General features: G+C 69.9%; 25 protein-coding genes. 15 read left to right on the forward strand and 10 right to left on the reverse strand.

The annotated features are described in order from the left end of the window. Positions 1-169 precede the first annotated feature (169 nt). The 4 genes from EV657_RS02920 to EV657_RS02935 are packed head-to-tail and all read left to right on the forward strand — an operon-like array spanning position 170 to position 2,948. Positions 170-634 (forward strand): RidA family protein, encoded by a 465-nt coding sequence (locus tag EV657_RS02920; RefSeq protein WP_113670108.1) that lies wholly within the window; start codon positions 170-172, stop codon positions 632-634. Beyond that, on the forward strand, positions 631-1,398 hold the full coding sequence (locus EV657_RS02925) for a glycerophosphodiester phosphodiesterase family protein (protein ID WP_134077078.1): 768 nt from the start codon (positions 631-633) through the stop codon (positions 1,396-1,398). The genes EV657_RS02920 and EV657_RS02925 overlap by 4 nt, the downstream gene beginning before the upstream one ends. 48 nt (positions 1,399-1,446) lie before the next feature. Continuing rightward, positions 1,447-2,658, forward strand: coding sequence for a GNAT family N-acetyltransferase (locus EV657_RS02930; protein ID WP_134077079.1), 1,212 nt, complete (start codon positions 1,447-1,449; stop codon positions 2,656-2,658). Then, complete coding sequence (locus EV657_RS02935; RefSeq protein ID WP_113670105.1) at positions 2,655-2,948, forward strand: 4a-hydroxytetrahydrobiopterin dehydratase; 294 nt, start codon at positions 2,655-2,657, stop codon at positions 2,946-2,948. Before EV657_RS02930 ends, EV657_RS02935 begins: the two co-directional genes overlap by 4 nt. 37 nt (positions 2,949-2,985) lie before the next feature. Here the strand turns inward: EV657_RS02935 and EV657_RS02940 are convergent, their stop codons facing one another. Then, the gene (locus tag EV657_RS02940; RefSeq protein WP_075784295.1) at positions 2,986-3,474 is read right to left on the reverse strand and encodes a peroxiredoxin; all 489 of its coding nucleotides are present in this window, start codon (positions 3,472-3,474) and stop codon (positions 2,986-2,988) included. Positions 3,475-3,554: 80 nt separating this feature from the next. Between EV657_RS02940 and EV657_RS02945 the strand changes: the two genes are divergently transcribed. Genes EV657_RS02945 through EV657_RS02955 form a run of 3 tightly spaced genes read left to right on the forward strand, consistent with a single transcriptional unit; the run spans position 3,555 to position 6,303 of the window. Further along, positions 3,555-4,760 (forward strand): NAD(P)/FAD-dependent oxidoreductase, encoded by a 1,206-nt coding sequence (locus EV657_RS02945; RefSeq protein ID WP_134077080.1) that lies wholly within the window; start codon positions 3,555-3,557, stop codon positions 4,758-4,760. Continuing rightward, positions 4,757-5,317 carry a 16S rRNA (guanine(966)-N(2))-methyltransferase RsmD gene (rsmD, locus tag EV657_RS02950; RefSeq protein WP_113670103.1) on the forward strand — a complete coding sequence of 187 codons (561 nt, stop codon included), beginning with the start codon at positions 4,757-4,759 and terminating at the stop codon, positions 5,315-5,317. The genes EV657_RS02945 and rsmD overlap by 4 nt, the downstream gene beginning before the upstream one ends. Before the next feature lie 41 nt (positions 5,318-5,358). Then, the gene (locus EV657_RS02955; protein WP_075784292.1) at positions 5,359-6,303 is read left to right on the forward strand and encodes a DUF6635 family protein; all 945 of its coding nucleotides are present in this window, start codon (positions 5,359-5,361) and stop codon (positions 6,301-6,303) included. A 129-nt stretch (positions 6,304-6,432) separates the two neighbouring features. Here the strand turns inward: EV657_RS02955 and EV657_RS02960 are convergent, their stop codons facing one another. From EV657_RS02960 to sfsA, 3 genes are all read right to left on the reverse strand, one after another. After that, entirely contained in the window at positions 6,433-7,965 is a 1,533-nt protein-coding gene (locus tag EV657_RS02960) for an alpha/beta hydrolase family protein (RefSeq protein ID WP_134077081.1), read from the reverse strand. Between the two features lie 82 nt (positions 7,966-8,047). Beyond that, the gene (gene map, locus EV657_RS02965) at positions 8,048-8,926 is read right to left on the reverse strand and encodes a type I methionyl aminopeptidase (RefSeq protein WP_207802472.1); all 879 of its coding nucleotides are present in this window, start codon (positions 8,924-8,926) and stop codon (positions 8,048-8,050) included. A gap of 67 nt (positions 8,927-8,993) precedes the next feature. After that, a complete protein-coding gene (sfsA, locus tag EV657_RS02970) occupies positions 8,994-9,701 on the reverse strand; it encodes a DNA/RNA nuclease SfsA (RefSeq protein ID WP_134077082.1) in 708 nt (235 codons plus the stop codon). A gap of 120 nt (positions 9,702-9,821) precedes the next feature. On the opposite strand from sfsA, the gene EV657_RS02975 reads away from it, so the two are divergent. The 4 genes from EV657_RS02975 to EV657_RS02990 are packed head-to-tail and all read left to right on the forward strand — an operon-like array spanning position 9,822 to position 12,819. Further along, positions 9,822-10,553 (forward strand): competence/damage-inducible protein A, encoded by a 732-nt coding sequence (locus tag EV657_RS02975; protein WP_134077083.1) that lies wholly within the window; start codon positions 9,822-9,824, stop codon positions 10,551-10,553. Beyond that, a complete protein-coding gene (locus EV657_RS02980; RefSeq protein ID WP_075784287.1) occupies positions 10,550-11,275 on the forward strand; it encodes a GNAT family N-acetyltransferase in 726 nt (241 codons plus the stop codon). The genes EV657_RS02975 and EV657_RS02980 overlap by 4 nt, the downstream gene beginning before the upstream one ends. 3 nt (positions 11,276-11,278) lie before the next feature. Then, on the forward strand, positions 11,279-11,854 hold the full coding sequence (locus EV657_RS02985) for a peroxidase-related enzyme (protein ID WP_279587377.1): 576 nt from the start codon (positions 11,279-11,281) through the stop codon (positions 11,852-11,854). Continuing rightward, a complete protein-coding gene (locus EV657_RS02990; RefSeq protein WP_134077084.1) occupies positions 11,851-12,819 on the forward strand; it encodes an OmpA family protein in 969 nt (322 codons plus the stop codon). Before EV657_RS02985 ends, EV657_RS02990 begins: the two co-directional genes overlap by 4 nt. Positions 12,820-12,845: 26 nt before the next feature. Here the strand turns inward: EV657_RS02990 and EV657_RS02995 are convergent, their stop codons facing one another. The 5 genes from EV657_RS02995 to EV657_RS03015 form a co-directional block, all read right to left on the reverse strand. Beyond that, a complete protein-coding gene (locus EV657_RS02995) occupies positions 12,846-13,748 on the reverse strand; it encodes a LysR family transcriptional regulator (protein ID WP_075784285.1) in 903 nt (300 codons plus the stop codon). A 138-nt stretch (positions 13,749-13,886) separates the two neighbouring features. After that, on the reverse strand, positions 13,887-15,902 hold the full coding sequence (locus tag EV657_RS03000; protein ID WP_134077085.1) for an NADPH-dependent 2,4-dienoyl-CoA reductase: 2,016 nt from the start codon (positions 15,900-15,902) through the stop codon (positions 13,887-13,889). Between the two features lie 430 nt (positions 15,903-16,332). Next, the gene (locus EV657_RS03005) at positions 16,333-16,752 is read right to left on the reverse strand and encodes a hypothetical protein (protein ID WP_134077086.1); all 420 of its coding nucleotides are present in this window, start codon (positions 16,750-16,752) and stop codon (positions 16,333-16,335) included. Then, a complete protein-coding gene (locus EV657_RS03010; protein WP_133260446.1) occupies positions 16,749-17,519 on the reverse strand; it encodes a DUF6478 family protein in 771 nt (256 codons plus the stop codon). The genes EV657_RS03005 and EV657_RS03010 overlap by 4 nt, the downstream gene beginning before the upstream one ends. Positions 17,520-17,624: 105 nt before the next feature. Beyond that, positions 17,625-18,296, reverse strand: a complete 672-nt coding sequence (locus EV657_RS03015) for a hypothetical protein (RefSeq protein ID WP_134077087.1) — start codon at positions 18,294-18,296, stop codon at positions 17,625-17,627. A gap of 112 nt (positions 18,297-18,408) precedes the next feature. On the opposite strand from EV657_RS03015, the gene EV657_RS03020 reads away from it, so the two are divergent. From EV657_RS03020 to EV657_RS03035, 4 genes are all read left to right on the forward strand, one after another. Beyond that, positions 18,409-19,293, forward strand: coding sequence for a CPBP family intramembrane glutamic endopeptidase (locus EV657_RS03020; RefSeq protein WP_134077088.1), 885 nt, complete (start codon positions 18,409-18,411; stop codon positions 19,291-19,293). A gap of 92 nt (positions 19,294-19,385) precedes the next feature. Continuing rightward, positions 19,386-20,261 (forward strand): CPBP family intramembrane glutamic endopeptidase, encoded by an 876-nt coding sequence (locus tag EV657_RS03025; protein WP_134077089.1) that lies wholly within the window; start codon positions 19,386-19,388, stop codon positions 20,259-20,261. 81 nt (positions 20,262-20,342) lie between these two features. Beyond that, positions 20,343-21,347, forward strand: coding sequence for an acetyl-CoA carboxylase, carboxyltransferase subunit beta (accD, locus tag EV657_RS03030; RefSeq protein WP_113670092.1), 1,005 nt, complete (start codon positions 20,343-20,345; stop codon positions 21,345-21,347). Then, a complete protein-coding gene (locus tag EV657_RS03035) occupies positions 21,344-22,618 on the forward strand; it encodes a bifunctional folylpolyglutamate synthase/dihydrofolate synthase (protein ID WP_134077090.1) in 1,275 nt (424 codons plus the stop codon). The genes accD and EV657_RS03035 overlap by 4 nt, the downstream gene beginning before the upstream one ends. A 40-nt stretch (positions 22,619-22,658) precedes the next feature. On the opposite strand, the gene zapE is transcribed toward EV657_RS03035, so the two are convergent. Beyond that, complete coding sequence (gene zapE, locus EV657_RS03040; protein WP_134077091.1) at positions 22,659-23,738, reverse strand: cell division protein ZapE; 1,080 nt, start codon at positions 23,736-23,738, stop codon at positions 22,659-22,661. Positions 23,739-23,781 lie beyond the last annotated feature (43 nt).

Raw genomic sequence — 23,781 nt, forward strand, 5'->3', positions numbered from 1 at the left:
TCCAGTCTGATATCGAGACCCCGCCAAGGAACCACGCCCGGGCGCAGATCACAAGAGCAGAGGCGCAGGGAAACGCGCGCGCGTTGCAGGAATTTTACGGGTTCCGCCCGGCACGGCGCGGGGGTAGCTTCGGCCCGAACCGACGATCCACCCCTTTCGGAGAGACCACATGAGCGGCAAATACGAGGCCAGACTGGCCGAGCTTGGCGTCACCCTGCCCGATGCCCCCGCGCCCGCGGCGAATTACGTGCCCTATGTGACCTCGGGCGCGCTGGTCTTCGTCTCGGGCCAGATCTCGGCCCGGGATGGCGCGATGATCCAGGGCAAGCTGGGCGCGGACATGGACGTGGCCGCCGGCGCCGAGGCCGCGAAAGCCTGCGCGATCTCGCTTCTGGCCCAGCTCAAGGCAGCCTGCGGCGGCGATCTCGACCGGCTGGTCCGGGTGGTCAAGCTGACCGGCTTCGTCAACTCGACCCCCGAGTTCGGCGACCAGCCGAAGGTCGTGAACGGCGCCTCGGACTTTCTGGTCGAGGCGCTGGGCGATGCCGGGCGGCATTCGCGCTCGGCGGTCAGCGCGGCCTCGCTGCCCTTCGGCGTCGCGGTCGAGATCGAAGGCATCTTCGAGATCGCATGACCCCCCTGCCCCCGGCCTTTCTCATGGCCCCCATCGCCCACCGCGCGTTCCATGACCGCGCCGCCGGGCGGCCCGAGAACTCGGTCGAGGCGGTGCGCGCCGCCATCGCCGGGGGCTACGGCATCGAGATCGACATCCAGCCCTCGGCCGACGGCGTGCCGATGGTGTTTCACGATTACGACCTCGCCCGGCTGACGGGCGAGACCGGCCCGGTCGCGGGCCGGAGCGCGGCCGAACTGGGCGCGATCCCGCTGAGTGGCGGCACGGAGGGCATCCCGACGCTCGACCGGGTGCTTGACGAGGTCGCGGGCCGGGTGCCGCTGCTGATCGAGATCAAGGATCAGGACGGGGCCATGGGCGCCGCCGTCGGCCCGCTGGAACGGGCGGTGGCCGCGGCTCTCGGGGGCTATGACGGCCCGGTCGCGCTGATGTCCTTCAACCCGCACAGCGTGGCGGCGCTGGCCGAGGCCGCGCCCGACCGGCCGCGCGGGCTGACGACCTGCGCCTATGAGGCGAAGGACTGGCCGACGCTGCATGCCCCGGTGCGGGACACGCTGCGCGAGATCCCCGATTACGACCGGGTCGGCGCGTCCTTCATCTCGCATCTTTGGCGCGATCTGGCCCGGCCGCGGGTGGCCGAGCTCAAGGCCCGGGGCGCCGCGATCCTGTGCTGGACGGTGCGCAGCCCGGCGGACGAGCGCATTGCCCGCACGGTCGCCGCGAACATCACCTTCGAGGGCTACGCCGCGGCGCGGCCCGCTTGACCCGGCCCCCGGCGGCCCCACCTCAAGGGGAAAGCCGGGGCAGGACAGATGCGCGCGAGTGAGCTCGAGGCAGACCAGGTCGAGATCGAGGTTCTGACCTCGATCGACCAGATCGAAGAGGACCAGTGGCAGGCCTGCGCCTGCCCCGAAGCGGCCGATGGCGGCCGCCCCGAAGATCCGTTCACCACCTACCGCTTTCTCGCGGCGCTGGAACACAGCGGCTCGGTCGGGCCCGGCACCGGCTGGCAGCCGCATCATCTGGTGGCCCGCGACGGAAGCGGCGTCTTCGCCGTCGCGCCGCTTTACGCCAAATCCCACAGCCAGGGCGAATACATCTTCGATCATGGCTGGGCCGATGGCTATGAACGGGCGGGCGGGCAGTATTACCCCAAGCTGCAGATCGCGGTGCCCTTCACGCCCGCCACCGGCCGCCGGTTCCTGACCCGCCCGGGCCAGGAGACGCGCGGGCGGGCGGCCCTCGTCGAGGGGGCGGTACGCCTTGCCGCACAGAACGCGCTTTCGTCGGTCCACATCACCTTCTGCACCGAGGCCGAGGCCGAGGCGGGCCGCGAAATGGGGCTGTTGCATCGCGTCACCCAGCAGTTCCACTGGGAAAACCGCGCCTATGCCGATTTCGACGCCTTCCTCGCCACGCTGTCCTCGCGCAAGCGCAAGAACATCCGCAAGGAACGCGCCACCGCGGCAGTCTTCGGCGGCACCATCCGGGCGCTGAACGGCGATGCAATCCGGCCCGAGCACTGGGACGCCTTCTGGCGGTTCTACCAGGATACCGGCGCGCGCAAATGGGGCACGCCCTACCTGACGCGCGCCTGCTTCGACCGGTTGCACGAGACCATGCGCGAGGACATGCTGCTGGTTCTGGCCGAGAGCGACGGCCGACCCGTCGCGGGCGCGCTGAACTTCATCGGCCGGTCGCGGCTTTACGGGCGCTACTGGGGAGCCGTCGAGGACCACCCCTGCCTGCATTTCGAACTGTGCTATTATCGCGCCATCGACTTTGCCATCGCCCATGGCCTCGACACCGTCGAGGCGGGCGCGCAGGGCATGCACAAGCTGTCGCGCGGGTATCTGCCGACGCCCACCCATTCGCTGCACTGGATCGCCGATCCGGGGCTGCGGGCCGCGGTCGACCATTTCCTGCGGGCCGAGCGCGAGGCCGTCGCCGAAGAGATCGAGGTGATCACCGCCTACGGGCCGTTCCGCAAGACCGTGAAAGACCAGGAGGAGGAACAGGAATGACCGGAAAACTGACCGGGGACGAACGCAAGCTGGAACTGTCGCCGCTTCTCGCCCATGGCTGGAGCGAGGTCGAGGGCCGCGACGCCATCGCCAAGACCTATGAATTCGGCGATTTCGTCTCGGCCTTCGGGTTCATGACCCGGGCCGCGCTTTGGGCCGAGAAGATGAACCACCATCCCGAATGGTCCAATGTCTACAAGACCGTCGAGGTCACGCTGTCGACCCATGACGCGGGCGGGCTGACCATGAAGGATGTCGATCTGGCGCGAAAGATGGACGCGCTCGCCTGAGCGCGGACGCCCGCCCCCAAAGGGACGGGCGCGGGTCTCAGATCTGTTCCAGCAGGGTTTCGCCGGCCGAGATCGAGCATTCGCCCGGGCTCGCCTCGACATTGAGTTTCTTCACCACGCCGTCCTCTACCAGCATGGCATAGCGCTTGGACCGCGAAATCAGCCCGGCGGGCGGCGCGTCGAAATCCATGCCGATGGCTTTGGTAAAGCTGGCATCGGCATCGGCCAGCATGGTGATGCCCGCCGCATGCGCGCCGGTCGCCTCGCCCCAGGCCTTCATCACGAAGGGGTCGTTGACGGCGATGCAGGCAATCTCGTCGACGCCCTTCGCGGCCAGCTTGTCCTTCGCCTTGATGAAGCTTGGCATATGCGCCGAATGGCAGGTCGGCGTGAAGGCCCCCGGCACCGCGAACAGCACCACCTTGCGGCCCTTCAGCTTGCCGGACAGCGAGACGGCGCCCGGCCCGTCTGCCCCCATTTCGGTAAAGCTCGCCTCGGGCAGACGGTCGCCTTCGGAAATCGCCATGACTTCTTCCTCCTGATCCATTGCATTGCGTTTCGCGGCTCAGATAGTGTGCGACCCGGATCGTGCCAGAGCGGAAGTCCATGTCTCACATCGTTATCATCGGCGCCGGACAGGCGGGAGCGGCGCTGGCCGCGAAACTGAGGGCGCTTGGCCATGACGGGCCGCTGACCCTGATCGGAGACGAACCGGCGCCGCCCTATCAGCGCCCGCCGCTGTCGAAGAAATACCTGCTGGGCGAGATGCCGCTGGACCGGCTCTATCTGCGCCCCCCGGCATTCTATGCCGAGGCCGGGATAGATCTCCGCCTGGGCGAAACGGTGATCGCCATCGACCGCGCCCGCGGCCGGGTGGTGCTTGAAGGCGGAGAGATCGGCTATGACATGCTGGCGCTCGCCACCGGCGCCGCCCCCCGGCGCCTGCCCGCCGACAAGGGTGGCGCGCTTGCGGGCATCCATGTGGTCCGCACGCTGGCCGATGTCGACGCGATGGCGCCTGCCTTCCGCTCCGGCGCCCGCGCGCTGATCGTCGGCGGCGGCTATATCGGGCTCGAGGCGGCGGCGGTTGCGTCCCGTCTGGGGCTGAAAGTCACCCTGACCGAGGCCGCGCCGCGCATCCTGCAGCGCGTTGCCGCGCCCGAGACCTCGGACTGGTTCCGCGCGCTCCATGCCGCTCATGACGTCGAGATCCGCGAGGCGACCGGCCTGACCCGCCTGCTGGGCGAGACCCGCGTCACCGGTGCCGAGCTGGCCGATGGCAGCATCATCGAGGCCGATTTCGTCATCCTCGGGATCGGCGTCGCCCCGGCGACCGCGCTGGCCGAGGCGGCCGGGCTGACGGTCGAGGCAGGCATCGCCGTCGATGCGATGGGCCGGACCTCGGACCCCGCGATCTGGGCCGCGGGCGACTGCACCAGCCTGCCCTATCGCGGCGGCCGGATCCGGCTTGAAAGCGTGCAGAACGCCATCGACCAGGCCGAGGCGGTCGCGGCCAACATGCTGGGCGCGGACACGCCCTACGATCCGAAGCCATGGTTCTGGTCCGACCAGTATGACGTCAAGCTGCAGATCGCGGGGCTGAACCTCGGCTACGACCGCGTGGTGGTCCGCCCCGGCGACCGCGCGGGCAGCGTGAGCCACTGGTATTATCGCGGCGCCGAGCTGCTGGCGGTCGACGCGATGAACGACCCGCGCGCCTACATGACGGCCAAGCGTCTGATCGAGGCGGGCCGCTCGCCCGATCCCGAAAGCGTCGCCACCGGCGATCTCAAGGCGCTGATGGCGGCATGAGGATCGTGGCAGGACGGTTCCGCGGCCGGGCGCTGGCTTCGGTCGGCAAGGGCGATCCGGCGGCGCATCTGCGCCCGACGACCGACCGGGTGCGCGAAAGCCTTTTCAATCTTCTGCTGAACGGCGGCTATGGCGATCCGGTCGGCGGTGCCCAGGTGCTCGACCTCTTCGCAGGCACCGGCGCGCTGGGGCTCGAGGCGCTCTCGCGCGGCGCCGCCCATGTCACCTTCGTCGATGACGGCACGACGGCGCTGGCGCTGGTCCGCGAGAATGTGGCGCTGTGCCGGGCCGAGGCGGACTGCACGATCCTGCGCCGGAACGCGACCCGGCCCGGCCCCGCCCCCGAAGCGCCCGCGACGCTGGTCTTTCTGGACCCGCCCTATGGCAAGGGTCTTGGCGAAAAGGGGCTGGCCGCATGCCTTGCGGGCGGCTGGATCGCGCCGGGCGCCCTGATCGTCTGGGAAGAGGGCGCGGCGGTGACCCCGCCCGAGGGGGTCGAGCTTCTGGACAGCCGCCGCTATGGCGAAACCGGAATTTCCATCCTCGAAGTCCGCTGACCCGCTTGCCGGAAGGCCATCGCCCCCCCATCTGGTCGGCCATGACCGAGCCGCTGAGCCACGACACCGATGCCGCCCTGATCGCCGCCGCGCGCAGTTATTTCGCCGCGCGCCGCGCGCGTGTACCGGCCTTTGCCCGGCGGCGCTTCGGGGTCGTCGGGGCGCTGCGGCTGCACCGCCACGCGCTGGGCTGGGATGTGCTCAGGGCGCCGGTCAACGTGCTGCTGTCGCCGGTGCTGATCCTGACCCGGCTGGGCGCCTGGGGGGCCGGGCGACTGGGCGCGCGCCGCGTTGCGGCCTGGCTTGGCGCGCGGCAGATCCTGCTGCCCACCGCCGTCGCCACGGCGGCCGAGCGCGCGGTGGTGGTCGATCTGCTGGAACTGCCCTGGGACGGCCCCGGCGGCGCCAGCGGCAAGGATGCGCTGGCCCGCGCGATCCTCGCCCGGCCCGACCTCGCAGCCCTGGTCGCGGCGCGGGCCGAGGCCCCCGCTCTAGGCGCCCGGGCCCTCGGGGATTATGGCGGCACCCGCTCGGCGGTGGCCGAGATGACCACGGCGCTGGGCACGATGGGGGCGGGCGCGCTGGCCTTCCAGTCGCTGACGCCCGGCATGGTGTCCTTCGCGCCCGGGATCGCCGCCATCGTCGCGCATCAGGCCGCCATCGCCGCCTTCCCGCTGGGCGGGCTTCTCGGCACCGCCTGGTACGGGGTCTTTCCCGCCGCCGCGCCCGCCTGGATGACCGTCGCGATCACCGTGCCGCTGATCGGCCTTGGCGCGCTGGTCGCGGCCTTCGCGGGCGTGATCGCCGACCCGGTTCAGGTGGCGCTCGGCATGCATCAGCGCCGGTTGAACCGGCTGATCGACGCGCTGGAGGACGCCTTTACCGGCACCGGGCGGCGCGGCTTCGCCGCACGCGAACATTATTTCGCGCGGCTTCTCGATCTTTCCGATGCCGGGCTGGCCGCGATCAGGCTGATGCGGGGTTGAACCGCCCCGAAGAAGAGCCCGGAGGCACCTGTTGCGTCATGGGTATTTGGGCCAAGAAGAAGCCCAAGCCGTCTCTTCTTCTTGGAAAAAATACCCCCAGCACGCTCTCCGTCCCGCGATACGGCCGGATCAGACGGCCTGGAACATCGGGAAGGTCACGCCCAGCGCCCAGGCAAGGAAGAGGCCAAGCCCAAGACCGACGCCCGCAGGCCGGTTCGTGGCGCGGCCGATCCAGCCGCCCATGGTGCCGAACAGCAGATAGAAGATCAGGATGATCGGCAGGATCAGCAGCAGGAAGAACAGACGGTGGAAATCGAGCGCGGTGGCGATCCCGAGCGAGACCAGGAAAGCGCCGCGCGACACAAGGCCGCGCCAGACCGGCGCCCGGCCGCCCTCGACCATCAGCGCGTCCGACAGCATGTAAGGCACCGCCCCCACCACCATTGCAGCGATGATGAGGCCGCGGATCGGGATCGGCCAGAACGAGGTCACGTAGCGATCCATGGCGAAGCCGAAGACCCCGATGGTGTAAAGCGCCACCAGCGCGGCCAGCGCCAGGATCCGGCCGATTTCGCGCCAGCCTGCCCAGCGCACCTCGCCCCACCAGGCCAGAAGTGCCAGCACCATCGCGCCGTAAAGCGCGAAATGGACGGCCAGGTAATCGGCCACCAGCACCGGCAGAAAGCGGGTTTCGAACGGCGCCAGGATCAGCGGCACCGCCACCGCCGGAAGCAGCGCCACGATCAGGAAACGGCGGCGCGGCAGCGGCGCGGGCCGGGGCGCCTCGGTCTGGCCGCGCATCCGCGCCAGAGGCCAGGCCAGCGCCACGATGCCAACCAGCAGCAGCGCGATCCAGCCGCCGATCTCGACGACCGGCCCGCCGCTTGTCCGCCCGAAGGTCGCATCGAGCCAGGCCCGCGTCTCGCGCAGCGCGGTCGGCGACCAGATCACGCCGATATGCTCGACATCGGGGGCCAGCAGCGCCCGCCGCCCGGTGCCCGTCGCCGGATCGCCCACGGTATCGCCCAGCAGCGCCGACGGATCGGCCAGCTGCAGCGCCTCGAGCGGGTCCGTGGCCAGCCGGCTTTCCCATTCCCCGTTGATCATCAGCAGGTTCGATGGCTCGGTTGCGGTGATCGAGTCGTTCGCCGCAGCGATCCCGATGGTGGCCGCGATCCGGGCGTCGTCGCGCGCCTCGCGGATCGCGATATAGCTGCCCATGGAATGGCCGAGGATCGCGACCCGCCCGTCGGCCCAGGGCCGGGCCAGCGCCGCATCGGTCACCCGCCGCGTCTCGGCCATCAGCAGAAGCGCCGTGCCCTCGGGACTGTCGAGATCGCCCGACATCGGCACCGGGTTGCGCCCGTGCCCTTCGTAATCGAACGCAACCGCCGCATAGCCCGCGCGCGCCAGCGTCAGCGACCAGGCCTGCATCAGCTGGCGCGATCCGGCAAAGCCGTGCGAGACGATCACCACCGGGGCGGGCGGCGCGTCCCTCAGCCGGTAGACCGTGGCGGGCGTCGCGCCGGTGCCGGGCACCGGGGCGATCACGATGCCGCGCCGCTCGGACTCGAGCTGCCAGACCGAGACCGCGATCGCCAGAAGCGCCGCAAGCCCCACGATCCAGCGCATCGGCGTCAGACGTGCGAAGAGTTCGACCATGATACCGCCTCTCTCGCCGCCCGAAGGCGGCGGACTGCCCGGAGTGTCGTTCGGAGCGCCGCGCCCCGGAAAGGGCGACGGCTCAGCTGTAGGTAGGGTGGAACAACCCGCCCGGCGAGAGCGTGAAGATCTCGCAGCCATCGGCGGTGACGCCGATCGAATGCTCGAACTGGGCCGAGAGCGACTTGTCGCGGGTCACGGCGGTCCAGTCATCGGCCAGGATCTTGGTCTCGGGACGGCCCAGATTGACCATCGGTTCGATGGTGAAGAACATGCCCTCTTCCAGAACCGGGGTCGGGTCGCGGGTCGGGTTGCCCGAAATCGTGACCTTCCGGCCCTCCTCGTCCAGCCGGAACGGCGCGTAATGCAGCACGTTCGGCGGCGCGTGGAACACCCGCCCCAGCCCGTGGCCGCAGAAATCGCGCACCACGCTCATGCGATGGGATTCGACATAGGCCTGAATGGCCGCGCCGATATCGCCGAAGGTGTTGCCGGGCCGGACCGCCTCGATCCCCTTGAACAGCGAATCGTGGGTGACCTGGATCAGCCGCTCGGCCTTGCGCGAGAGCTTGCCCGCCACATACATCCGGCTGGTATCGCCGTACCAGCCATCGACAATCACCGTCACGTCGACATTGAGGATGTCGCCATCCTTCAGCACCTTGGGTCCCGGGATGCCGTGGCAGACCACGTGGTTCACCGAGATGCAGCTGGCGTGCTTGTAGCCCTTGTAGCCGATGGTGGCGGACACCGCGCCCTTGGCCTCGACCAGATCGGTGATGACGCGGTCGATCTCGGCCGTCGTCTGGCCGGGGAAGACCAGAGGCGCGATTTCGTCGAGGATCTCGGCCGCCACACGTCCCGCGGCATGCATGCCGGCGAAATCCTCGGGCTCGTAGATGCGAATGTTGTCCTTCGTCCGCCTGCCGCGGGTCTTCTCGTCCAATGCGCACTCCTTCATGGCTTGACCCAGAGATACGCTCCGCCGCCGGCAAAGACCAGAGGCGGAACGGTCGCGCCGGTCCGCCTCAGCCCAGATCGACCGGAAGCGCCTGCGCAAGCGTCACGCCCTCGGGGCCGATGCGGGTGGCGTGGCACAGGAAGACGACCCCCGCCGCGGCCGCCGCGCGGGCGGCTGCGGCATAGCCCGGGTCAAGATCGGCGGCGAGCCCGAAGCGCGCGCAATCCGTCCGCTGCACAAGAAACAGGACCGCCGCCCGGTGCCCGGCAGCCACCATCCGGGCCAGATCGCGCATGTGCCGGGCGCCGCGCGCCGTCACGCAATCGGGAAACTCGGCCCGATCGCCCTCGCGGCGCAGATGCACGTTCTTGACCTCGAGATAGGTGTCGGGCTGGCCGGCCGCGCTCAGCAGGAAATCGACCCGGCTGCGGGCGGCATAGCGCACCTCGGGGCGGACCCGGCCATGGCCCGGCAGCGCCGGAACCCGGCCCTCGGCCAGCGCCTCGGCCACCACCCGGTTGGCAAAGCCCGCATCGACCCCGGCCCAGTGCCCGCCCGGAAGCTCGGCCAGCCGCCAGGAAAAGCCAAGCTTGCGGCGCGGATCGTCATTGGGCTCCAGCCAGACCCGAAGCCCCGGATCGGTCAGCCCCAGCATCGCGCCGGGGTTCGGGCAATGCGCCGTCACCTCGGCCCCGTCCTCCAGCCGCACATCCGCGAGGAACCGCTTGCAGCGTCGGATCAGCCGCCCCGGCACGAGGGGTCTTTGAAAGCGCATGGCGGGCTCCTATACCGAAGGACACAGACCGGCAAGCCGGGCACGGACAGGGCCGGAAAGGCCCCCGCGACCGGGTCCGGGCAGATCGGCCGGTCGAGGAGGCCGGGCAAGGAGGCAGCCATGACCAACCCCACCGCGGCGATGCTGGTGATCGGCGACGAGATCCTGTCGGGCCGCACCCGCGACGCCAACATGCATTATCTGGCGGGCGAGGCGATCAAGCACGGCATCCGGATGGCCGAGGTCCGCATCGTTCCCGACCGGCAGGACCGGATCGTGGCCGCGCTGAACGCGCTTCGGACCGATTACGACATCGTCTTCACCTCGGGCGGGATCGGCCCGACCCATGACGACATCACCGCCGATGCGGTGGCGGCGGCCTTCGGCGTCGGCATCGACGTGCGCGAGGATGCCCGCGCGCTGCTGGCCGAATATTGCGCCCGGATGGGGCGCGACCTGAACGAGGCGCGGCTGAGGATGGCGCGCATCCCCGATGGCGCCACGCTGATCGCCAACCCGATCTCGGCCGCGCCGGGCTTCGTGATCGGCAATGTCCATGTCATGGCCGGGGTGCCCAGCGTGTTTCAGGCGATGGTGGCAAGCGTACTGCCCACGCTGGCGGGGGGCGATCCGCTGATGTCGCAGACGCTGTGCGTCGAGCGGCCCGAAGGCGATATCGCGGGCGAGCTGCGCGGGCTGGCCGCGCGGTTCAACGATCTGTCCATCGGGTCCTACCCGTTCAGCCGCGACGGGGTTTACGGCACCAACATCGTGATCCGCGGCACGGACGGCGCGCGGATCGACGCGGCCATGGCCGAGCTGTGCGCCCTGTTCCCCGAGGCCATGGCGTGAGCCTCGCGCGGCTTTTCGCGGGGCAGGAGACGACCTGGCCGCCCGCCGCCCGCCACATCGCGGGCCCCTGGTGCCTGCGCGACGGACAGGGCGGCGGCAAGCGCGTCGCGGCGGCGACCCTGGAGGGCGCCTTCGACCCCGCGGCCATCCCCGAGGCCGAGGCCGGGATGCGGGCGCTGGGCCAGGACCCGCTGTTCATGGTGCGGCCCGACGAGACGGCGCTTGACGCGGACCTCGCGGCGCGCGGCTATGTCGTGGTCGATCCGGTGACGATCCTGTCGGGCGCGGTCGCCGATCTTGCCGCCGAACCGCCGCCGCCTGTGTCGGCCTTCACGCTCTGGGAGCCGCTCGCGATCATGGACGAGCTCTGGGCGGAAAACGGCATCGGCCCGGCCCGGCGCGCGGTGATGGCCCGCGTCCAGGGACCAAAGACCGCCGTTCTGGGGCGGCGCAAGGACCGCGCCGCGGGCGTGGCCTTTGCGGCGCTCTGCCGCGACATGGCTTTCGTGCATGCGGTCGCGGTCTCGCCCGACCATCGTCGGCAGGGAACCGCCGTCAACATGATGCGGGCCGCCGCCCAATGGGCCCAAGATCAGGGAGCAACATCGCTTAACGTTCTGGTTACAGACCATAATCACGCGGCCCGCGCGCTCTATGCTTCCCTGAACATGAGGGATGTGGGACACTATCATTACCGAATGATCGCGCCGCAAAAGGCCTGAGCAGTGACCCATGACGCGCCCCGCCCCACGGCACTCGACCTGCCGATGGTGGACCCGCTGCCGGCTGAAACCCAGCGGTATTTCGATCTTTGCGCGGACCGGCTTGGCCTCGTGCCGAACGTGCTGGCCGCCTATGCCTTCGACATCGGCAAGCTGAACGCCTTCACGGCGATGTATAACGACCTGATGCTGGGCCAAAGCGGGCTGTCCAAGCTTGACCGCGAGATGATCGCGGTCGTGGTCTCGTCGATCAACCGCTGCTGGTATTGTCAGGTGGCCCATGGCGCCGCCGTGCGCGAGTTGTCGGGCGATCCGGCACTGGGCGAGGCGCTGGTGATGAACTACCGCGTCGCGCCGCTGAGCCCGCGCCAGCGCGCCATGCTGGATTTCGCGGCCAAGCTGACCGAGGCCAGCCACCGGATCGAAGAGCCCGACCGGCAGGCGCTGCGCGAGGCGGGTTTTTCCGACCGCGACATCTGGGACATCGCCGCCGTGGCCGGGTTCTTCAACATGACCAACCGCGTCGCCTCGGCCTCGGGGATGGAACCGAACCCCGCCTATCACGGGGCGCATCGATGACCCCGCGCCCCATCCTGACGCTGGTGCTGGCGCTGTGGCCCGCGCTTGGCCTGGCCGAGCTGCCCGAACCGCCCGAGGCGGCCGCCGTGGCCGCCGACGAAACCGAGGCCGACTCGAGCCTGCGGCTGCCGACCGCCCCCTATGACGGCCAGACCGTGCCCACGCTGCGCGCCGAGGGCGCGATCCGGCGGCTGGTCTGGCAGGCCCCGCTGGACGGGCAAGGCACCTTGCAGGTGATCGACGGGCTGAAGGCCCAGTTGATCGCGGGCGGCTACCGGATCGCCTTCCAATGCGCGGCCAAAGGCTGCGGCGGCTTCGACTTCCGCTTTGCCACCGACACCCTGCCCGAACCGGCGATGCATGTCGATCTGGGCGATTTCCGCTATCTGCTGGCCGAGAAGGTGCGGCCCGACGGCACCGATTATGTCAGCCTGATGGTCAGCCGCTCGGAAGAGCGCGCCTTCGTGCAGGTGACCCGCGTCGGCCGCCCCGAGGCCCCGGCCCCCGTCCAATCCACCAAGTCGCCCGACCCGGCGACCCTGCCGCTGATCGACGCCCCCGCAAAGCCTGCGACCGAAACGGCCGAAGACACGCTGGCCGACCGGCTCGACCGCGACGGGCGCGCGGTGCTGGCCGGGGTCGATTTCGCCACCGGCGCCTCGAAGCTCGACGGCGGCCCCTTCCCCGCGCTGGACACGCTTGCCGACTATCTGCGCGCCCGTCCCGGGGCCCGGATCGTGCTGGTGGGCCATACCGACACCGAAGGCGGGCTGGCCGGGAATATCGCGCTGTCGAAGAAGCGCGCCGAGGCAGTGCGCAGCTATCTGGTGGCGACGCTGGGCGTTCCGGCCGACCGGGTGGCGGCCGAGGGCGTGGGCTTTCTTGCGCCGCTCGCCAGCAACGCGACCGACAGCGGCCGCACGGAAAACCGCCGCGTCGAGGCCGTACTCGACACGGCGGAATAGCCATTGGCACGGCGGGGCGGCCGCGCTCAGATCATGATGTCGTCGCCGTCGAAATGGGTGATGAGGAAGTCGATGAAGGCCCGCACCTTGGGCTGGGTGAACCGCCCCGGCGGATAGACCGCATAGATGCCCAGCCGTTCCATCGGCAGGCCCGGGATCGCCTCTTCGACCAGCCCCTTTTCCTTGGCCTCCTTGAACAGGAAGCTCGGCAGATAGGCGATGCCAAGCCCGGCGATCGCGGCATTCAGCAGCGACTGGCCGTCATTCACCGTCAGCCAGCCCGCGGTGCGCACCTGCCGCTTTTCGCCCGAGGGCGCGGTGATCTTCCAGACATTGCCGCTGGCCTGGTTGGAATAGTGCAGAAGCTTGTGTTCGTTCAGGTCGTCGATCTTCTGCGGGCGCCCGAATTTCTGGAAATAGGCGGGCGAGCCGATCATCCGCTTGGTGGTGTCGGCCAGCTTGCGGGCGCGCAACGTGCTGTCTTCCAGTTCGCCCACCCGGATCGCCATGTCGAAGCCTTCCGAGATCAGCTCGACGAAACGGTTGTTCAGCACCATGTTGATGGTGATGTCGGGATATTGCTGCAGGAACTCGCCCAGAAGCGGCGACAGGTGATTGACCCCGAAATCGGTCGCGACCGAGATCCGCAAGAGCCCCGATGGCGCCGATTGCATCGCCGAGACCAGCGCATCGGCCTCGCCCGCATCGTTCAGCACCCGCCGCGCGCGGTCGTAATAGGCCAGGCCGATCTCGGTCGGGCTGACGCGCCGCGTCGTGCGGTTCAGAAGCCGCGCGCCCAGCCGCGCCTCAAGCGACGAGACGTGCTTGGACACGGCCGATTTCGAAATGCCCATCTTCCTGGCGGCATCGGTGAAGCCGCCTTGATCCACGACGGTGGCAAACGCCTCCATCTCGGTCAGTCTGTCCATAGGTTCTTCCTTGCTCGCATGCCCATCTCACCACCGTTTCGCAAGATGCCGCCGGAATCGGGCAGGAATTGGGAAGGCCCCAGACAATACTTTGGTAACGGGACGGATCGTCGTCCTATCGGAAACAGGCGCCCGGGGTCAGAGCGTGGCCGCGAGCCGCGCGCCCTGGTCGATGGCGCGCTTGGCATCGAGCTCGGCCGCCACATCCGCCCCGCCGATGACGTGATGCGCGATACCGGCCGCCTCCAGATCCGCCGCCAGGCTCCGCTCGGGCTCCTGCCCGGCGCAAAGCACCACGGTATCGGCAGCGATCAGGCGCCGATCCGGGCCCAGGCTGATCTCGATCCCCTCAGGCGTGATGCGGTCGTAGGTGACGCCCGACAGCATGGTCACGCCCTTCATCTGCAACGCGGCGCGGTGGATCCAGCCCGTGGTCTTGCCCAGCCGCTTGCCCGGCTTTTCAGCCTTGCGCTGCAGAAGCGTGACCGCGCGGCGCGGCGGCTCGGGCCGGGGACCTTCGGGCGCCAGCCCGCCGCGATGCCGGGCGGGATCGGCCACCCCCCATTCGGCGCGCCAGAGCGCCGGATCGCGGGTCGGGCTGTCGCCCGTGACCAGATATTCGGCGACATCGAAGCCGATGCCGCCCGCCCCCACCACGGCGACCCGCGGCCCGGCCTCGGCCCCGCCCGCCAGCAGATCGACATAAGAGATCACATGCGGCAGGTCCTGGCCTGCGATGCCCGGATCGCGCGGCAGGACGCCGGTGGCCAGCACGACTGCATCATATGACAGAAGATCCTCGACCCTGGCCTCCGCCCCCAGCTTCAGCGCGATGCCCTCCCGCGCGACCATGGTGGCGAACCAGTCGACCAGCCCGTCGAATTCTTCCTTGCCGGGAATGCGCCGCGCCATGTTGAGCTGCCCGCCAAGGCTGGCCGCGCGGTCGAACAGCGTCACCGCATGGCCGCGCCCGGCCGCGACCAGCGCCGCCGACAGGCCCGCGGGCCCCGCCCCCACGACCGCGATCCGGCGCGGGGTGGCGGCCGCCTCATAGCGCAGTTCCGTTTCGAAACAGGCGCGCGGGTTGACGAGACAGGTCGAGACCTTGCCGCTGAAGGTATGGTCCAGACAGGCCTGGTTGCAGGCGATGCAGGGCGCGATCTCGCGCGCCCGGCCCGACCGCGCCTTGGCGACGAAATCGGGGTCGGCAAGAAACGGCCGCGCCATCGAGACCATGTCGGCGGCGCCCCCGGCCAGCAGCCCCTCGGCGATTTCGGGCGTATTGATCCGGTTCGAGGTCACGACCGGGATGCCGACCTTGCCCATCAGCTTTTGCGTGACCCAGGCAAAGCCCGCCCGCGGCACCGAGGTCGCGATGGTCGGCACCCGCGCCTCGTGCCAGCCGATGCCGGTATTGAGGATCGTGGCGCCCGCCGCCTCGACCCGCTGCGCCAGCTCGATCACCTCGTCGAAACTGGACCCGTCTGGCACCAGATCGATCATCGACAGCCGGTAGATCAGGATGAAGTCGGGACCCACCGCGGCCCGGACCCGGGCCACGACCTCCAGCGGCAGCCGCATCCGGTTTTCATAGCTGCCGCCCCAGCCATCCTCGCGGCGGTTGGTGTGGCGCACCAGGAACTGGTTCAGGAAATAGCCTTCGGACCCCATCACCTCGACCCCGTCATAGCCTGCCTCGCGGGCGCGGGCGGCGGCGGTGGCGATATCGGCGATCTGCTTCTCGATCCCGGCCTCGTCCAGCGCCTTCGGCGGAAAGGGCGAGATCGGCGACTTGAGCGCGCTGGGCGCGACGCAATCGGGGCTGTAGGCATAGCGGCCCGCATGCAGGATCTGCATCGCGATCCGCCCGCCCTCGGCATGGACGCGGTCCGTCACCCGGCGGTGATTGGCGATGTCCCCGGCCGAATACAGCCCGGCCGCCCCCGGAAACACGCCCCCTTCGGGGTTCGGCGCCATGCCGCCCGTCACGATCAGCCCGACGCCGCCGCGCGCCCGCAGCCCGTAGAATTCGGCCACCCGGTCCCAGTCGCCGCGCTCTTCCAGCCCGGTATGCATCGACCCCATCAGCACCCGGTTCGGCAGGCGCGCAAAGCCAAGATCGAGCGGCGCAAGAAGATGCGGATAATCGGTCATGTGGTCGGTCCTCCCCCGGGGCAGACTGTCGCGTCGCCACGCCGCTGTCATCGGGGACCCGACGTCAGGTTCTCTCCCACCGGGCGCGTGCCGGACCAGCATAGGCCGGGACGGCGCCTCTGCCAGCCCGTCCTGCCGCAGGGAGTGTATCCGCCGGGCCTTTTGGTGAAGAGCGACCGGCGCCCCCCGGCACGAAGGTCTGGTAGATAGCCCCGGATGGCCTGTGGGGCGCACCATTGGCACCCGGTGCCCCCCTCCGACCGAGGATGCCGGTCCGTGCAACCGGTCCCTCGCCTGTTTCGGGACGCCCCGGCAGGCCCGTTTCAAACAGCCCAGGCGGCCGCTTGGGTGAGCGGAAGCGCCGGACTGCAACCCAACCCGTCCCACCTTCGCCGACCGGTCCCGAAGGCCAGACAGGCACCGGCCCGGCTCAGGACCCGGAGCGCTGGGAAAGGCGCTGAAACACAGGGACCTCGCGGCAATGGTCGCGGAAGGCGCGCTTGAGAAGATCAAGCTCGGCCCGCATCTGATCAAGCTCGGCGCGCACGTCCCGTTCCAGCACCGCCCCCGCAAGGATCGAGACATGCGCCAGCGTGGCGCCGGTGTTGCGGTCGCGAATCAGCACGTTCTGCACGCCGTCGGACAAGAGATCGGCGGGGATCGGCACCGACAGCCGATGCCGCCCCGGGCGGTCGGGGTCGGGACAGGCGGTAACGCCCGGCAACGCCCGGTCGCCATGCAGGGCCTCGATCCCGGGCGGCGGCGCCCCGGTCGGCAGGTCCAGCACCGCCTCCCACAGGCCCGCCTGCAGCCGTTCCCCGCTGAGCCGGGGCAGATCGGCGGGCCTCACGCCTCGGCCCTCGGGCGGCGGCTGAGGACGAGATCGGACAGCAGGATGCGGTTCATTCCGGGGCCGTCGAGGATCAGGTCCATCCACATCCTTTCGGCGCGGCGGTCATTGAGATCGCTGGCGGCAAGGTCGAAATCGAGCGCGATCCGGGGGTCGCCCGGCGGCAGCGCGCGCACGACCTGGGTCAGGTTCGGCCCATGGCGGATGTTGAGCCGGGCGAAGATGTCGACCGGCGCCTCGACCTCGAGCGCGGCCTCGAGCCGGATCAGATGGCGCCGCCGCAGCCCTTCGACGGCGCGCGACGGCAGATCGAACACCATCGACAGGAACCCGCCGTCGAAGCCGAAAACCTCCAGCGAAAGACCGTAGGGCGCGCTGTCCTTTGGGCCGGTATTGGCGATCTGGCGCAGGGCGATCTCGGCCCGGGCGGCGTCGTGAAACAGCGTCAGCCGCGGCCCCAGACGGGTGCCGCTGCCGATCCCGGTCAGCCCGCGCGGGTCGATCGGACCCGAGAAGGGCGCCGGACGAAACCCCCAGTCGGACCCCAGCGGCAGGCGCGGCGCCCCGGCCCGGGCATGAAGCGCCGCCAGCCGCGCATCGGCGGTGTGGATCACCCGGTCGAGGCGGTGGCGCAAGCGCCAGGCACGGCCGCGCAGGGCGGCAAGATCGGGCGCGTCAAGGTGGTCGGCGGCGTCGCCGGCCCGGCTCCAGGCGGCCAGGGCGGGGCGGAACAGAAGACGGTCGGTCAGCGAGTCGCGTTTGGGCAAGGTCGGCATCGGTCACGTTGGGGTTCGGGTCGCCGCCAATCTAGGCGCGCGCAGGATGCCGGAAGGTTAACGCTGGGGAAGAAATGGGCCGGGCCGCGGCGCGGCCTACGGACTGGCGACCAACGCCGGATCGGGAAGGGCTTCGGTTGCGGCCAGACTGCGCCGGGCGAGATCGCGCAGCAGGCTCCGCGCCGCCGGATCGCTCAGCGGATGCGCGACAAAGCCGGTTGCCGCTGCGGTGACGATCCGCCCGTTGGCCTCGAAGATCGCGCGCCAGGCGTCGGGCCGCAACCCTTCGGCCAGCCCCGGGCCGCGGTCGATGGACTTGACCAGGAAAAGCCCCTCTTCGGTCTCGGTGTCCAGCACCTCGACATCGTCCGGTTCGCCGCTGCGCGCGAGCGCCGCACGGCCCAGATCGGACTGGAAATAGCGGCTTAGCACCAGGGCGCGGTCCTCGGGGCTGCCGCCCGGCCCCGGACTGGCCGCGACCGACACGGTCAGGATCGCGTCCTCGGCGGGCACCGAGACGCCGGGGGCCCGCACCAGGGCCGCGCAGCTGGCCAGCAGAACGAAGGCCCCGTCCTCACCGTCCTGGCTGGCGCCTTCGTCGACGCAGAACCCGTAAGGCGCGACGACCGCCACGCGGTCCCCGGCCACGGTGACCCGCTGCACCCCGTCCCCTCCGGGCACGCAGCCGCCCAGCACCAGAAGCACCGCGGCCGTCAGCGCAATGGCACGGCGCGGCGGGCGGGGCAGGGCGGGGCTTTGGCGGCGCATCGGGTCCTCGGTCGTTGGCTCGGGTCCCGGCATAGAGACGGGGCGGCGATGAGACAAGCCATTGAAGCCCGGCGTCCGCCCGGTCTAGGGTCGCGGCCGAAAGGGCCGCCCGATGCGCTACGACCCGCATGAAACGCTTGTCTCGACCGCCCGCGCCAGGCCGGAGCTTTGGCGGACCGGCGCCGGGCTGGCCGTTGTCGCGGCGGTCCAGATCGGCCTTGTCTATTGCGTCTTTGGCGCGGTCGCGGCGCTGCGCGGCCCCGGCATCGCCGAGGCGGCGTTCCGGGGCGTCTTCGTCACCTCTCAGACCGCGACCGACACGCTCTGGCTGCTGGCATCGTTTCTGTGCCTGATCTGCGGCGTGGGCGTCGCGGCGCAACTGCTGCAGGGCCGGAGCCTTGGCGACCTGACCGGCGCGCCCGGTCCGGCGATCCGCCAGTTCGCCCGGGCGCTTCGCGCGCTGGCGCTGCTGTACCTGCTGATCTGGGTCGCGCTGCCCTCCGGGTCCGAGCCGGTCGCGCACCGCGCAACGGACACCTGGCTGGCGCTGCTGCCGCTGGCCCTGCCCGCGCTGCTGATCCAGACCTTCGCCGAAGAGCTGCTGTTCCGCGGCTATCTGCAGCAGCAGCTGGCGGCGCGGTTCAAAAGCCCCCTGCTCTGGATCGGCCTGCCCGCGCTGATGTTCGCGGCGGCCCATTACAGCCCCGAGGCGGCGGGCGCCAATGCCTTGCCCGCCGCGCTTTGGGCCGCAGCCTTTTCGGTCGCGGCCTCTGACCTGACCGCGCGTACCGGCACGCTGGGCGCTGCGGTCGCGCTTCATTTCGTCAACAACGCGATGGCGATCCTGATCGTCGCCCTGCCCGGCCCGGTCTCGGGGCTTGCACTTTACACCTACGGCTTCGGCGCCGACGACCCCGCGCTCTTGCCGCTGGTGGCGGTCGATTTCGCCGTTCTGGGCGTCTCCTGGCTGGCGGCAAGGGTGGCGCTGCGGGTCTGAGTTGAAGCCCGCGGCCCCGCGCACTAGCTTGCGCCTCAGACGCGAAGGACCGCGTCGCGCCATCCGACGCAACAAGATACAAGAAGAGAGCGATGCGTTCCCCCCTGTTCGAGGCCTATATCGAGCCGGCCCGGCTCTATCCCGAGCTCTGGCGCCTGATCGTCGGCGCGCTGGTGATCCTGCTGATCTATGTCGGCGTGTTCTCGACCATGCTGGTCGCGGCCTATCCGGTGCTCGGACCGCTGAACTATTTCGGCTGGATCATGGGGCTCTCGGCGCCGGCGACCCCGACCCAGACCCTGTTCGTGCTGGCGAGCTTTCTCGGCCTGGGGCTTGGCGTGCTGATCGCGACGCCCGCGCTGCACTACCGCGAACCCGGATCGCTGTTCGGGCCGCTTCGCGACTGGGCGCGGGGGTTCTTCGGCGCGCTCAAGGTGCTGGTCCCGGCCTATGCGGCGCTCTTTGCGCTGTCTTGGGCGACGATGCCGCTCGAGGCCAATCTGGACCCGGGCACCTGGGCGCGGGTGCTGCCGCTGGCGCTGGTGCTGATCCTGATCCAGACCGGGTCCGAAGAGCTGCTGTTTCGCGGCTACCTGCAACAGCAGCTGGCAGCGCGCTTTGCCTGGCGCGCGGTCTGGATGGGGCTGCCCGCGCTGATCTTCGCCGCGCTCCATTACAACCCGGCAGCGGGGATGAACAACGTGATCGCGCTGGTCGGCATCCTCGCCTTCGCGCTGGCCGCAGCCGACCTGACCGAACGCTCGGGCAGTCTCGGCACCGCGATGGGCTGGCACTTCGTCAACAATGTCAGCTCGCTGCTGTTCACCTCGCTCAAGGGCACCATCACCGGGCTGGCGCTGTTCGTTACCCCGTTCGACGTGACCGATACCGCGAACGCGCCGCTGGCCATGGCCATCGACCTGATCGCGATCCTTCTGCTCTGGCGGCTGTTGCGCGCGCTGATCTGACCGGGGGCGCCGGGGCGCGGCGCGATTGCAATTCCGGCGTTCGCGGCTTATCTCACGGCCCATTCGTGCGAGAGGCCCCCGATGAACTGGATCAACAACTACGTCCGGCCCAAGATCAACTCGCTGTTCTCGCGTCGCGAGATGCCCGAGAACCTGTGGTCGAAATGCGATGCCTGCGGGACGATGCTGTTCCACCGGGAACTGTCGGACAACCTGAATGTCTGCACCTCCTGCGGCCATCACATGGCGATCCTGCCGCGGGACCGTTTCATCACGCTGTTCGACGGCGGCATTTTCACCGAAGTCGAGGTGCCGGTGCCGCTGCCTGACCCCCTGCAGTTCCGCGACCAGAAGCGCTATCCCGACCGCATGCGCACCGCCCAGAGGACCACGGGCGAGAAAGAGGCGATGCTGGTCGCCGAGGGCGAGATCGGCCGCACCCCGGTCGTCGCGGCGGCGCAGGATTTCAGCTTCATGGGCGGCTCGATGGGCATGTATGTCGGCAACGCCATCGTCGCGGGCGCCGAGCGCGCCGTGGCGCTGGGGCGGCCCTTCATCCTGTTCTCGGCCGCGGGCGGCGCGCGGATGCAGGAAGGCATTCTCAGCCTGATGCAGATGCCGCGCACCACCGTCGCGGTGCAGATGCTGAAAGAGGCAGGCCTGCCCTATATCGTGGTGCTGACCCATCCCACGACCGGCGGGGTGACCGCGTCCTACGCGATGCTGGGCGACGTGCAGATCGCCGAGCCCGGGGCGCTGATCTGCTTTGCCGGGCCAAGGGTGATCGAACAGACGATCCGCGAGAAGCTGCCCGAGGGCTTCCAGCGCGCCGAGTACCTGCTGGACCATGGCATGCTCGACCGGGTGACGCCGCGCGGCAAGCTGCGCGAGGAACTGATCACCATCATCCGCATGCTAATGGGACTGCCGCCCGCGGTGATCGCCGACCTGCCGCCGCCTGCAAGCTTCTCGCACGGGCCCGCACGGGGCGACGACGACGACGGCTCCGAGACCCCGTCCGACCCGCCGCATGCCCTGCCCGCCCAGCCCGATGCCGAACCTCCGGCCGGAGGCGCAAAGGCGTGAGCACGACCCCCAGCGACATCCTCCTCGAGCGGATGATGGCGCTGCATCCCAAGGTGATCGACCTGGTGCTGGACCGGGTCTGGCGGCTTCTGGCGGCGCTCGATCACCCCGAGACGCGGCTTGCTCCGGTCATTCACGTGGCCGGGACCAACGGCAAGGGCTCGACGGTCGCGATGATCCGCGCCGGGCTCGAGGCCGCGGGCGCCCGGGTGCAGGCTTATACATCGCCGCATCTGGCGCGGTTTCACGAACGGGTCCGGATGGCGGACGGGCCGATCGCCGAAGCCGCCCTTGCCGCCGTGCTCGACGAGTGCGAGCGCGCCAATGGCGGCGCCCCGATCACCTATTTCGAGATCACCACCTGCGCCGCCCTCCTGGCCTTCGCGCGCGAGGCGGCCGACTACTGCCTGCTTGAGGTGGGCCTCGGCGGGCGGCTCGACGCGACCAACGTGATCGCGGCGCCGCGCCTGACGGTGATCGCACCGGTCTCCATCGACCATCAGCAGTACCTTGGCGAAACCCTGACCGAAATCGCGGCCGAGAAGGCCGGGATCCTCAAGCGTGGCGTGCCCTGCGTGGTCGGCCCCCAGGACGAGGCGGCGATGGAAGTGATCGAGGCCCGTGCAGCACAGCTTGGCGCACCGCTGATCGCCCATGGCCAGCACTGGCATGTCTGGGAGGAACGCGGGCGGCTGATCTTCCAGGACGAACGCGGGTTGCTGGACCTGCCGATGCCGCGGCTGATCGGGGCGCATCAGGTGATGAATGCCGGGGCCGCGCTGGCGGCGCTGCGGACGCTCGGCCAGAACGAGACCGCCTGCGAGGCGGCGGTGACCCGCGCCGAATGGCCCGCCCGGCTGCAACGTCTGCGCCACGGGCCGCTGGTCGAAGCCGCGGGCAGGGCCGAGCTTTGGCTCGACGGCGGCCACAACCCGGCCGCCGGAATCGCGCTGGCCGAGGCCGTGACACGGCTCTCGCCAAGGCCCCTGCATCTCGTCTGCGGGATGCTGAACACCAAGGATGTGGCGGGCTTCCTGAAACCGCTGGCGGCCGTCGCCGGGAGCCTGACGGCCGTCTCGATCCCGGGCGAAACCGCGACCCTGCCCGCCGGGGCGACCCGGGCGGCGGCCGAGGCCGCGGGGATTCGTGCCGAAACCGCCGGGGACGTGGCCGACGCGGTGGCCCGGATCGCCGCCGCCGCGCCCGACGCGCGCATCCTGATCTGCGGCTCGCTCTATCTCGCGGGCCGGGTGCTGCGCGAGAACGGCTGATCCCGATCCCGAATTTTCGCAGAAAATTCGCGCCCCGCCCTCAGCCGCGCGCCCAGTCCGCGCCTTGCATCTCGCGCAGACGGCTCGCCGTCCGCTCGAACTCGAAGGCCCCCTCGCCTTCGAGATACAGCATCTCGGGCTCCGCCGCCGCCGAGGCGATGAGCCTCACCTTCCCCTCGTACAGGGCATCGATCAGCGTCACGAAGCGACGCGCCTCGTTGTAGTTCTCCGACGACAGCCGCGGGATGTCCTCGAGGATCAGCACCCGCACCGCCTGGGCCATCGCCAGATAGTCGGCAGGCCCCAGAGGCTTGGCGCACAGATCCCAGAACGTCGCCCGCGCCACCCCGTTGTGGAACATCGGCAGTTCCACCTGCCGTCCCTGCACCCGCAGCACCAGCGGCCTGCCCTCGCCCTGGGTGAAATGCTCCCAGATCGCCGCCATCCGGGCTCGCGCCGCCCGGTCCGAGGGCGTGAAATAGACCTCTTCCCCGGTCAGCCGGTTCTGCCGGTAATCGGTCGCCGACCCGAGTTCCATGACCTCCAGACGGTCCTCCAGCATCCGGATGAAGGGCACGAAGCGTTCGCGCTGAAGGCCGTCCTTGTAAAGATCCCCGGGCACCCGGTTCGAAGTCGTCACCACCGTCACTCCGGCCGCGAACAGCAACTCGAAGAGCCGCCCCACGATCATCGCATCGGTGATGTCGACGATCTGCATCTCGTCGAAGCAAAGCAGTTTCAGACCGTCGGCAATTCCGGCCGCGACCGGCCTCAGCGCATCGTCCGCGCCCGTCGCCCGGGCCGCGTGCAGCCCCCGATGCACCTCCTGCATGAAGGCGTGGAAATGGACCCGGCGCTTGCCCTCGATGGCGACAGCCCCGAAGAAAAGGTCCATCAGCATCGACTTGCCGCGCCCGACCCCGCCCCAGAGATAAAGCCCGCGCACCGGTTCGGGCGGCGGGGCCTTGCGGAAGAACCCGCCCCGCGGCGCGGGCGGCGGGTTCTCGAGCGCATGCCGGATCCGGTCCAGCGGCGCCAGCGCGGCGATCTGGGCCGGATCGGGGCGCAGATGGCCCTCGGCCGCGCGCGCCTCGTAAAGGTCTTTCAGTGTCTCGCTCATGGCCCGGATCTAGAGTGACGTGGCGCGGAAGAAAAGCAGAACG

The organism is Rhodovulum visakhapatnamense, assembly GCF_004365965.1.
In the GTDB taxonomy this organism is placed as follows: Bacteria; Pseudomonadota; Alphaproteobacteria; order Rhodobacterales; family Rhodobacteraceae; genus Rhodovulum; species Rhodovulum visakhapatnamense.